The sequence below is a fragment of the Bradyrhizobium cytisi genome (genome assembly GCF_008123515.1).
GTDB lineage: Bacteria > Pseudomonadota > Alphaproteobacteria > Rhizobiales > Xanthobacteraceae > Bradyrhizobium > Bradyrhizobium cytisi.
In genome coordinates this window covers 1-10,478 of record NZ_VSSR01000146.1, presented here as the reverse complement: position 1 = coordinate 10,478, position 10,478 = coordinate 1, and the positions used below count along the sequence as shown (strand labels likewise).

Annotated in this window: 11 protein-coding genes and 3 pseudogenes; 4 read left to right on the top strand and 10 right to left on the bottom strand. The window is 59.1% G+C overall.

Annotated elements, in window-relative coordinates:
• From FXB38_RS42040 to FXB38_RS42030, 3 genes and pseudogenes are all read right to left on the bottom strand, one after another.
• Positions 1-343 (bottom strand): annotated as a pseudogene (locus FXB38_RS42040) (di-heme-cytochrome C peroxidase); the annotation flags it as partial.
• Positions 344-1,018: 675 nt separating this feature from the next.
• On the bottom strand, positions 1,019-1,225 hold the full coding sequence (locus FXB38_RS42035) for a hypothetical protein (RefSeq protein WP_148756707.1): 207 nt from the start codon (positions 1,223-1,225) through the stop codon (positions 1,019-1,021).
• Positions 1,222-1,566, bottom strand: a complete 345-nt coding sequence (locus tag FXB38_RS42030; protein WP_148756706.1) for a hypothetical protein — start codon at positions 1,564-1,566, stop codon at positions 1,222-1,224. Before FXB38_RS42030 ends, FXB38_RS42035 begins: the two co-directional genes overlap by 4 nt.
• An 826-nt stretch (positions 1,567-2,392) precedes the next feature.
• Here FXB38_RS42030 and FXB38_RS42025 point away from each other — a divergent pair.
• On the top strand, positions 2,393-4,351 hold the full coding sequence (locus FXB38_RS42025) for a glycoside hydrolase family 127 protein (RefSeq protein WP_148756705.1): 1,959 nt from the start codon (positions 2,393-2,395) through the stop codon (positions 4,349-4,351).
• A 336-nt stretch (positions 4,352-4,687) separates the two neighbouring features.
• On the opposite strand, the gene FXB38_RS42020 is transcribed toward FXB38_RS42025, so the two are convergent.
• Complete coding sequence (locus FXB38_RS42020; RefSeq protein WP_246230640.1) at positions 4,688-4,981, bottom strand: hypothetical protein; 294 nt, start codon at positions 4,979-4,981, stop codon at positions 4,688-4,690.
• Between the two features lies 1 nt (position 4,982).
• Here FXB38_RS42020 and FXB38_RS44500 point away from each other — a divergent pair.
• The 3 genes and pseudogenes from FXB38_RS44500 to FXB38_RS44490 all read left to right on the top strand — a co-directional run.
• A pseudogene (locus FXB38_RS44500) lies at positions 4,983-5,131 on the top strand (site-specific integrase); the annotation flags it as partial.
• A complete protein-coding gene (locus FXB38_RS44495; protein ID WP_246230639.1) occupies positions 5,128-5,868 on the top strand; it encodes a PDDEXK nuclease domain-containing protein in 741 nt (246 codons plus the stop codon). The pseudogene FXB38_RS44500 and the gene FXB38_RS44495, both read left to right, overlap by 4 nt.
• Complete coding sequence (locus tag FXB38_RS44490; protein ID WP_246230638.1) at positions 5,858-6,271, top strand: hypothetical protein; 414 nt, start codon at positions 5,858-5,860, stop codon at positions 6,269-6,271. Before FXB38_RS44495 ends, FXB38_RS44490 begins: the two co-directional genes overlap by 11 nt.
• Here the strand turns inward: FXB38_RS44490 and FXB38_RS42005 are convergent.
• The 6 genes and pseudogenes from FXB38_RS42005 to FXB38_RS41975 all read right to left on the bottom strand — a co-directional run bounded on the left by FXB38_RS42005 (position 6,263) and on the right by FXB38_RS41975 (position 9,757).
• Positions 6,263-6,907, bottom strand: a complete 645-nt coding sequence (locus FXB38_RS42005) for a type II toxin-antitoxin system YhaV family toxin (protein ID WP_430640224.1) — start codon at positions 6,905-6,907, stop codon at positions 6,263-6,265. The genes FXB38_RS44490 and FXB38_RS42005 overlap by 9 nt on opposite strands.
• A complete protein-coding gene (locus FXB38_RS42000) occupies positions 6,904-7,245 on the bottom strand; it encodes a type II toxin-antitoxin system PrlF family antitoxin (RefSeq protein ID WP_148756704.1) in 342 nt (113 codons plus the stop codon). The genes FXB38_RS42005 and FXB38_RS42000 overlap by 4 nt, the downstream gene beginning before the upstream one ends.
• 312 nt (positions 7,246-7,557) lie before the next feature.
• A complete protein-coding gene (locus FXB38_RS41990; protein ID WP_148756703.1) occupies positions 7,558-8,052 on the bottom strand; it encodes a nucleotidyl transferase AbiEii/AbiGii toxin family protein in 495 nt (164 codons plus the stop codon).
• Positions 8,039-8,430 (bottom strand): annotated as a pseudogene (locus tag FXB38_RS41985) (type IV toxin-antitoxin system AbiEi family antitoxin domain-containing protein). Before FXB38_RS41985 ends, FXB38_RS41990 begins: the two are co-directional and overlap by 14 nt.
• Before the next feature lie 32 nt (positions 8,431-8,462).
• Positions 8,463-8,738 (bottom strand): hypothetical protein, encoded by a 276-nt coding sequence (locus tag FXB38_RS41980; RefSeq protein WP_148756702.1) that lies wholly within the window; start codon positions 8,736-8,738, stop codon positions 8,463-8,465.
• A 254-nt stretch (positions 8,739-8,992) separates the two neighbouring features.
• On the bottom strand, positions 8,993-9,757 hold the full coding sequence (locus FXB38_RS41975; protein WP_148756701.1) for a hypothetical protein: 765 nt from the start codon (positions 9,755-9,757) through the stop codon (positions 8,993-8,995).
• Positions 9,758-10,478: the final 721 nt, after the last annotated feature.

Sequence of the window (10,478 nt, the reverse complement as noted above, 5' to 3'; positions counted from 1 at the left end):
GCGCCTCGCCTGAATTGCGAATAAGTTCGTTGAGAACGGAGGCGTCATACTGCGCCCAGAGGAAATACGGCGTGTCCCAGATGGGCGGAAAGCTCACGGGCGCATCGTGGCGGGCGAAGTTGCCCTTGAAGAGTGGATCCGGGAGTTCGCCGGTCAGGAGATCGAGTAGGTTGCTATAGAAAACCTGGTTCCCGATCCGGTTCAGCGCGTCAAGTCGACCAAAACCTTCATCGAGATCCGCAACTCCCTGTCCCGTCAAAAGGCCATCGCCCTGCACCTTTTGGTTTTTGATTTTTTTGAAGTGCAAGCTCTTAGAGAGGCGATCCGAATCAGAGGCCGGCATAACTGAAGCCGCCCGGCCATGTGCGTGGACGGCAGCGACCGGAGGCATCGCTCCTGGGTGGATCAGTGCCGACGCAAAAGTAGAATTCCAAGGAAGCGAGGAGGACCGCCCACCGGTGCGCTGTCCGGATGCACCATCGAATACTGCGACATCGGTCCTTTCTACGTGCCGCGCCATTGCTTTCAGTGTCAACCAAGACGGCGCTCACGCGCCATCCTTGCAAAAGTCCAGACGGGAATGCCGAGCTTCCGGCTCCTCAGCGAGCATCTGCACGCTTCAGTCCAGATAAATTTTCGCTACGTGCGGGGGTCGTGCGTCCGGTCGCATTTGGAGGTCGATTTAATGCGGACGGCTCGCGATCCTCGTCATGATCGCTCCCCGTGAGGTGGCCGTTGTGGATAGAGCCGTCCCCTTAGTTCTAGAGTCGATCGGACGGCGAGCGGTACTGCCCGGCAATGGCGGACATCACGGCCATTTTCCGCCGACGCGTTCCGCGCCTTTGCATCGCGAAACAAAATAGTCGCGCCTCCGCCATCCTCCGCCTCGCTTCGGCCCCTCGCTTTGCTTCGGGTTCTGGTCCGTTCCGCCCGCCGTCAGATGATCGCCACGAAGGCCGCGATGGGCGCGGCCGATCCGGCAAAGGACGTCCCCCATGACGACCGACCTCGACGGCCCTCATGTCGAACGGCTCCACGCTTCGTCCCGACCGATCGCGTTCTCGCCGAACTTCAGCTCTTCGGTTTCCATGCCTTGCAGGACGAGCCCGATCCACGGCCGCTCCCCGCAGCGCAGCAAGGTGGAGGCCTTAGCTGCGGCCTCTCGCGCCTGCCGTGCATAACGGCGCAACTCGTTTGCCTCGATGTCCTGAATGAGCAGGTTCATCCATGGCTTGACTTCCTGAAGCGGGCGCTTTCCGCGCCGACCTGCGAACCTATGCCGAGCTCTTCGAAGTAGTCGCACAGGAACTTGCGGATTCGTCGCTCAATGCCCGCTCGTTCTGGTTCTGCATCAGTTGCCTCGACATCCTTCGTTGCCATGTTGGCGATCGCACGGTCCTGTCGAGCGCATGCTTCTGCCGGAGGCATCAAGACGCGCGGTGGAAGTTCCTTCCGTTCCGCCGGAGGATAGAGCGGCAAAGACTTGCGGAAGATCGACCAGACCACGCGCAGGTTGAGCTCGGAGCCGGGCGCGTTCTCGCCCTCGCCGAGTCGCAGTTCTGCCAATTTGACTTCGCCGTCATGCCTGTTGAACGCACTTTGCTGGGTCGTTCGCGAGCCTCCTCTCCTTCGGCTTCTGTTGCGTCCTCTTCTTCTCGCGAGGCCCCCCGTCGCCTGCGCCTTCCAACGCGGCCAAGCGCGCCTGCGCATCGGCCCTCTCCATTTCCGCAAGCTGAGAATGAGCGCAATTCATCAAGGCCGAAGGTTCCCTAGGCGATGCGATAAGGCATTCGTCTCGATACCGGCCTAGGCGCCTCTATCCGCACCTCCATCTGCAAGGCTCAATCTCACAGGAACGGTCCTGACCAGTCCGCGGTCAACCGGTCTCAATCGCGGCGGCGACCAGGAAGCGCACGACGCCCGCCGAAACTCGAGCAGCAGCAACGCAGAGCGAAAATCCATCCGGGCCCAAGGCGGTGCGCAGGATCCACGTCGAGGCCGCGACGAACTCGTGGATACCGAGGACGTGCTAGTCGAGACGAACGATCTACGCCATTGCCGGCACGGAAATTGCTCTCTTGACCATCGAGCGTGCTGGTCAGCGCGATGTATGGAGATCGACAATGTCGTTCGTGTCGAGCGTCATAGAACGTCCGATTCTATTCAAAGAAGGTGGGTTCTCTCTCCACCTTTGGTTCAGGTTGCATGACAAGAGGGACGCTTCAATCGCTCGTCATGCCGGGATTTGGAAGTACGCGAAAGAGGCATGAGCTGACCACAGCAGGCTGGACATGCTGGGGCTGCCAATTCGCACCCCGCAAACTCAACAATGGGATATGGGTAAGGCTTTCGTTAACTATCGGCCCCTGCACCCAACACGAAGGAGAGAGAGATGAATTGGCCGACGGCTACGGAAGTAGATCTCCATGACTTGCGGATCACGGATCCGCTCATTGGGAAATGCCGGGAATTGGTTAGGGAGGTGACGCTTCCTTATCAGTGGGAGGCGCTGAATGACCGTATTCCCGAAGTCACTCCGAGCCATTCGATAGACAACTTTCGAATCGCAGCCAACCGAGCAAATGGCGAGTTCTACGGCACGGTTTTCCAGGACAGTGATGTGGCGAAATGGCTGGAAGCAGTCGCCTGGTTGCTGTGCGAAACATCCAACCCAGAACTGGAGAGAACCGCCGATGACCTGATTGAACTGATCGCGGCCGCCCAGTGCGGCGACGGCTATCTGAACACTTATTTCACGGTAAAGGCGCCTGGGGAGCGCTGGAGCAACTTAAGCGAATGCCATGAGCTTTACTGCGCCGGCCACTTGATTGAAGCGGGCGTCGCTTTCTTTCAGGCGACTGGCAAACGCCGCCTACTGGAGGTCGTTTGCAGGCTTGCTGACCACATCGCCGTGGTTTTTGGCCCGGAGCGCTATCAGTTACATGGCTATGATGGCCATCCGGAAATCGAACTTGCATTGATACGCCTCTACGAAGCGACGCTGGAGCAGCGATATCTCACACTAGCCAATTATTTCGTGGAGCAACGCGGCACGGAGCCGCACTTCTATGACATAGAATATGAAAAGCGATCCCGTCAGCGGAAAGCACACGTCGAACCCTGGATGGTCAGAGATAAAGCCTATAGCCAGGCGCACCTGCCGGTCTCAGAGCAGCGGACTGCAACAGGTCATGCGGTTCGGTTTGTATACCTCATGACTGGGGTAGCCCATCTGGCGCGTCTGCTTCAGAACGAGCAGCAACGCCAGGCTTGCCTGCGGCTATGGCAGAACATGGTGCAGCGCCAGATCTATATCACCGGCGGTATTGGGTCGCAAAGCGCGGGCGAAGCGTTCAGCAGCGATTACGATCTGCCGAACGATACTGCGTACGCGGAAAGCTGCGCATCGATTGGCCTGATGATGTTCGCCCGCCGGATGCTGGAGATGGAGGCCGACAGTCGCTATGCCGATGTGATGGAGCGTGCGCTCTATAACACCGTTCTGGGCAGTATCGCGCTGGATGGACGCCATTTTTTTTATGCCAATCCACTCGAAATTCATCCCAAAACGCTGCGGTCCAATCGCATCTACAGTCATGTCTCCCCGATACGTCAGCCTTGGTTCGGCTGCGCCTGCTGTCCGCCGAACATCGCGCGCCTTTTCACATCAATTGGTCATTACATCTACACGCCACACTCCGACGCGCTCTATGTCAATCTCTACGTTGGCAACAGCGTCTCATTACCGGTCGGAGAGCATACGCTGCGACTGCGTATGAGCGGGAACTATCCCTGGGAGGACCAGGTGGAGGTCGCCGTGGAATCGGAGCAGCCAATCACCCACACGCTCGCGCTGCGCCTGCCGGAATGGTGTAGCGCGCCAGAGGCCAGGCTGAACGGCGAACCGGTCAATTGCGAGTCGCACAAAGGCTATTTGCACATTCACCGCACGTGGCGGCAGGGCGATCGCTGCAAATTGCAGCTGCCCATGAAAGCACGCCGCGTGTATGGCCATCCACAGCTTCACCACTTGGCCGGCAAGGTGGCTATTCAGCGTGGCCCCCTGATTTATTGTCTGGAAGAAGCCGACAACGGGCCGGAGCTACATAATATTTGGCTGGATGCAGACAGCCAGTTTTCGCTTGTTGAAGGCAAGGGCCTCTTTGCCGGCAAGATTCTGCTGCGGGCTGATGGCTTTCGTTTGCAACACTCGCTCTCTGAGGAAGCACCGCTTTATCACTACGACAAAGTGCCTGGACAGCGGCAACCGCAGCGTTTGACATTCATTCCGTGGTTCAGCAGGGCCAACCGTGGCGAAGGTGAAATGCGGATCTGGATTAATGATTGGTGACTGAGGCCATGATCGGCACCTGAAGCAACTTGGCCGGAAAGAAGCGCATAGGTTGAGCCCCGACATAGGCTGGTTCGTCGTGCTTTCAGGAGCGATGGCTTGGTCGATGCTTCGGCTTGGTCTTGGGCCCTTCTAGCCCGAAGTTTGCGCCTGCAATTCACCTAAAGCTGAATCTCTTGAATCGCTTAGGTCGAAAATCGCTTCCGGAAGGTGTCCATGTAGAGATTCACAAATCACCGAATCTATGATTCGATTCGTCGGTCGCGTCGTCCACCCAACCAGGCGAGATCTGTGTCCAGTAGCGGAAAAGGCCATTTTTAAGAAATCCGAATCGGATCAGCCCGTTGCGCGTTTGGACGGTGAAAACTTCAGTCTAGCGATATCAATCCCATCGAATTCGCCGGTCCACGGGTCCTTCATCTCCAGGTCACGGCCGGCGGTCGCAGCCTCCTCCCAGTCCTTCAGGAACGCTGGCTTTCCTTCCGCGTCGGTCGTCACATTCTTGACGAGCTCGGCATACGCCTTGGCGTCGCCGATGCGCTCGAACAGAAGGAGCTTGGCGAGGACCGTCTCGTCGACGCCGACACCCTGCGCGGTGGAGATGGACATGCGGATCGGGAGCGCGTTCAAGAAGCGTCTGCAAAATCATGCGCTGCAGACGTCAGCTCCAAGAACTGCGACCGCTGGCATTACATGCCCGAGAAGCGGGCCGGTATAGCAAAGTGGGACAAGTTCGTGCGCTCCATGCTTACCAAGAAGCACTTGAAGGCGGCGGCATGACCAAGCGCCCCTCCAGGCCCACGGCTCCGCGAAAAGGCGCGGGACCGGCGACCGAGATCGACGCGCAGAGCTACTCGGCATTCGTTGGCGATCTCAAGACGAAGATCGCCGAGGCGAGGCATCGTGCCGGCCTATCGGTGAACCGCGAATTGATCCTGCTGTACTGGACGGTCGGCCGCGACATTCTCGTCCGGCAGCAGAAGGAAGGTTGGGGCGCCAAGGTCATCGATCGCCTCGCCGACGACCTTGGCCGCGCCTTCCCCGAGATGACGGGGCTATCCGCCCGAAATCTCAAGTATATGCGAGCCTTTGCGGAGGCCTGGCCGGACGACGAACTTATGCAACAGGTTGTTGCACTATTGCCCTGGGGCAATAACGTTCGACTTCTCGACGCCATCAAGACGCCCGAGCAACGCGCCTGGTACGCACGCCAGGCCATCGAACACGGTTGGAGTCGAAACGTCCTCCCCCATCAGATCGACAGCAACCTGTTCGCCCGTCAAGGCAGCGCGCTGACAAACTTCTCGCGGACCTTGCCGGCGGAGCAGTCCGAGCTTGCCCAGCAGATCCTCAAGGACCCCTACACTTTTGACTTTCTCTCGCTCGGCCCTGAGATGCTGGAGCGGGACCTCGAACGAGGGCTGATCGAGCACCTCCGCTCTCTCATCCTCGAACTCCGCAAGGGCTTCGCCTTCTGGCCGCAACGAGGTCATCGTCGAGTATGCCTTGCGCGATAGCAGCAAGCCGATGGGTGTCGCCCACTATCAACTCTCGCCTGCCCTGCCACCCAAGCTTCAGCAAGATTTGCCGACCGTCGAGGAATTCGCCCGCGAGTTTCCGCTCATGTCCGTCCTCAAGCTGCGGATCGAGATCGAGCGCGCGCTGCGTGATTTCGCGACCGCAAACGGCTTTTCTCCATCCCGGCCGACCGGTCTTGGCATCATGCTGCGAAATCTAGAGCACCGTGGGCTCGCACCCGCCAGCACGCAACAGTTTCTCGATTCTCTCCGCGTCATGAATGAAGCGGCGCATGGCGTTGACGTCGATTCGGAGAGCGCGCAGCGAGCCGTGGATGTCGGAACAATCTTTCTGGCGGAACAAATTAAGCCGCGCCGACTCTTCCGCGCACAATCAAGGTGAAGAGGCCCGGCGTCTTCCGGTAAGGTCCGCGTCAAAAGTCGTCGGGCGCGTGTGTGCACGCAAGCGATTTGCTACGATGCCGTTAGTCCGCAACTTCTTCATTTCCCCTCCCTCCTCAATTCCGAAGTTGTTATTCTTGCGATCCAGCTGCCTTCCGAAGACGGCGCTTTGCTTCGGCGCTCGAGCTGATTCGGCAAGCTTCGTCCAGTCGTCGGGCGGGCTGCCGCGCTTCAGCATCTTCCGAAACACGGTGTTGGCGTCGTTGGCGCTCTCATAGGCGCGCAACGTCGAGTCATCATTGACCCAGGCCAGAACGATGACCTTGGCGTCAGCTGATTGCTGGTAGCGAAAAAACAGGCGAAACTGCTGCAGAAACTTCGCGCGGAACCAGTGCTTGTATTCATTGCCGAGCGTGGAGCCCTGACGATAGATGTCGCTGGTCGGATCGCCGGGAATATCCTCGAACGCGACCTTCAGCACGGCCGCAAGGAGTTTTGCGGCGAGCTTCTTCTTGTATCCCTTCGGATCCTTTTTGCGCGCCCGCTCGACTGTCTCGATCATCGCCTCGAGCTGGTCGAGGAAAAGCGGGTGCGCATAGATAGCCCAACCATTGATTTCGATGGCGTCGTCGCTCACCCCTCGTCATCCGGAAGCGCCGCGTCGAGATCGACCTTGATGCCCTTGACCAAGCTCTTGCCGCGCGCCACCAGGGACTTCGGCACGGGCCGAATTCGTGCTGGCGCGTTAGTCATGTCACGTGCCAGGAATTTGAGGAATGTACCGATCACAGGGTCGGCCTCGTCTTCACGCTCCAGCTTCTTCGCGATGACGACCGTGCCGTCAGCGAGCCCGCGGAATACGACCTGATCACGCTTGCCGAGTGCCAGCATCTTACGGATAGCGGACGGCACAGTCGTCTGACCGCGCTCGGTGATCGTGGCGGGGATTTCGAGGATTTCAGCCGTCTTGGCCATGGCCGGCTCCTTGCATCGTCGTACTATCCGATGTAATGCATTTGCATTGTAAGTCAAGTTCATGTCGGCTGGGCATGGGCAGGCCGAGAGCTGCGGAATTCTGCCCGTTTGGTGCATGCTCCCGCAACGAATGAGCGGAGAACGCAGCATCGCGCTGGCCCGTGTGCTTGAAATTGAGAATTTTCGGGCGGTGAAGGCCGTTCGCTGGTTACCTGGTCCGGGATCAATTGCCGGATCGGGCCAGGCGACAGCGGCAAGTCGACGATCCTCGACGCCATCGATCTTTGTCTTGGTGCACGGCGATCTCATTCCTTAACACTGACGCAGCTGCTCAAGGTGCGGTGACGCTTCAGCCCCCGCCAGGTTAGCGCGGACCTCGTCCGGCAATGGGTTATCCCCGAGCTCGAGGTTCCTCAAATGCGGGTAGCTAAAAATCACGACCGGCTCATAGACGCAGCCGCGTAGCACTGGCGTGACTTCAATCTTGATCTGGACGTTCTGCGCGCGAACCACCAGTTTGACGATCGCGCCCTCCTTGCGGGTCTCATGGACCAGCGCACCGGGGATCTTGTCTTTTACTTTGGCTGCGATGTGCTGCACGGCCGCATCAATGTCGGCGAGGGATTCGGGTCTCGGCGCGACAGGAACATAAGTCAGATCGATATCGACGGAGAGACGCGGCATATCGCGGACAAAAAGATTGATCGTAGTGCCCCCTTTCAGGGCGAAACACTTCTCTTCGGTGACGAACGGGAGAACGCGCAGCAACAGCGCGACCTGCTTTTTGTAAACGTTAGCCAAGGCCATTGAGATCTTCCGGTACCGTCTGATAGGTTGGGTCGAGAACGCCACCTTTGACGAGCATGCGCTTGCCGTGGCCCAGATCGACAGCCTCCTTGTTGAGCCGCTTGAGCCAGGCATGGTTGTGGCGATCGGCAAAATAGAAGAAGAGACGCTTGACCTTCACGCTCGCACAATCTTTCAGGAGCTCTGCAAGCGGTCCGGCCGAAGGTTCGCAAGACCACCGAGCAGGGCGTCGACCTGTTCGACACTGTCGTTGTTGGGCAATTCGTCAAGCAGTTCGAAGACGGCGCGCTCGGGCGTGGACAAGGTCAGAGGCCAGTCCCATTGCCCCCAGTTCAGTTGAGCTACGTCGCCTCCCCGAAAGGCCGTGATGTCCGTCATCTTGCCGGTTTCGACATTCCAGCGGACGCTGCTTATGCCCTTCGCGACGGGGTCGTTTTTGAAGAGCCGTCTATCATTGTGGTAGATGAACTTGACGGATAGCGGCAACCGTCGCCCTCGTCGGCGACATAAAGCGTTTTGGCATTCGCAAACCAGATGCCGAACGGGAAGGTCGTCGCGGTCTTGGCGAGATTGGTCGGGAACCCCTTCAGCACGCACATGTTGTAGGGCGTCACACCCAGCGTCTGCAGCTGCGCGGCGGTGTAGACGATCGGGGCCGTCGGCAACGCGGCGGTCGCGCTTGGCACGCCGACGCCATTTGGACAGGCCAGCGGTTTGCCGTTGGCGTCGAAGCCGGAATTGTCGATGAAGTAGACGGTGTTGACGCCGTTGCCGCCGCTACCCTTCGTACATAGATGACATTGTTGAAGGCCGTGAGACCGCGGAAGTTGGTGTCCTTACCGGTCTTGTCGGCCTTCAGCCTGAGTTGGGTGACGTTGAAGCTGCCGACCGGCGTCGGCAGGCCGGGACAGGGCTGCTGGGCGCGCGGAGCGCGCGCTTCCTACACGACCTTCGCGCCCGCGGCAATGATGATGCCGTTCGGCTGCGAGTTGCCGGCGTTGCCGACCGTGTAGAACACGTTGGCGCCTTGCTTGTCGTTGAGGATCGCGGCACGCCCGTTGTTGCCGCTGTAGGCATTTGTCTTGGTGAAACGAAAACTGCCATTCTCATCCACGGTCGCGACAACGCGGAAATCGCTCGCGGTCACCGGGTTGGTCTGGTCGAACACGGCAGGCGTATTGGAGTTGGAGACATCAATCGCGCCGACCGGCGCGAGATAGCCCATGAACGAAACGAAGCGGCGATCGAGCGAAAGATTGAGCGCAATTTCCGATTTGGACGGGAAACTCGTGACCATCTGGTCGCTGTTCGCCGTAACGCCGCGACCCGTGCTGTTCGGCACCTCCAGCGACTGTACGTGCTCTCCGTTGCGCTTCAGCTCATCCAGCACGATCTTGGCGGTGACGCCAAAGGAGGCGTCGACCTTGTCGTTATTGAACACCCGCGGATAGGTGCTCCCGGCGTTGGCGGGCGCGCACTTGCCCGCGGTGCAGTTGGGCGGCAGTTGCGTGACGCCGGCAGTGATGCTGACGGCATTGCCGTCGTAAACAGCGCGGCTCAAGAACAGATGTCCGGCGCGCAAATGGCCACCGCCCTCGGCGCGAGCAAGCGTGGATCCAAGCGCGGTGCAAGAGAGGAATACAAGCGTAAGCGTGGTTGTGAGCAGCGGGCGCACGGTCGGCAAGCGCGATCCTAATCTGGTCATGATTTCTTGTCCCTATGAAAAATGCGATGCGGCGTCAGCGCGCAAGACCCGTTTGCGGCAGCGCGCGGACTCTGCGCGCTCTGTTACAGCATTGCGAATGGGATACGACGTCTGGTGAGAGAAGCAGGGCTTCAGCGCCTCGAGACTGCCGCGGCTATTGTCGGTAAAGCATCAGAGGATGCTGCCAAACGGAAGACGATCATAGAGATCGACAGTCGGGCGCTTGGGGAAGCGAGGCCCTGCGGAAACCATCGCGAGCACACGGCCCAATCGAAACAACCGCTCGGCCTCAAATCAGCTTATCGTGCTAGAACAGGCGCCGATAATGGCCGTGCAGCGGCAGGCAACTCTACACGCGCCGGCGCAAAGGATAGCGTCGTCTTTCACACATAATGCGATAGTTTTCTGCGCAGCGTCCGGTCCTTACCGACCTAGCGATGATCTTTTCGCATTCTCGTCTGTCCCCCAGAGATAACCAGATTGCGACAGCCCCAGCCGTCCGGCCGCGCCGGCAATCGCCGCTTTCAGGGTCCTGCTTTGACTTTCCACGTGCGGGCAACGGAACTCTCACAGCGTCTTGAGATACTCGACAAGCGCTCGCCGCTCGGCGTCGGTCAATTCTGGCCCGATGACACCAGGCGGCAGCTTTGTTAAGTTGGGTTCCTTGCCCTCAAACGAATGTCCACGATTGCTGTTCCCAAGCAGCGATACATTGAAGTCC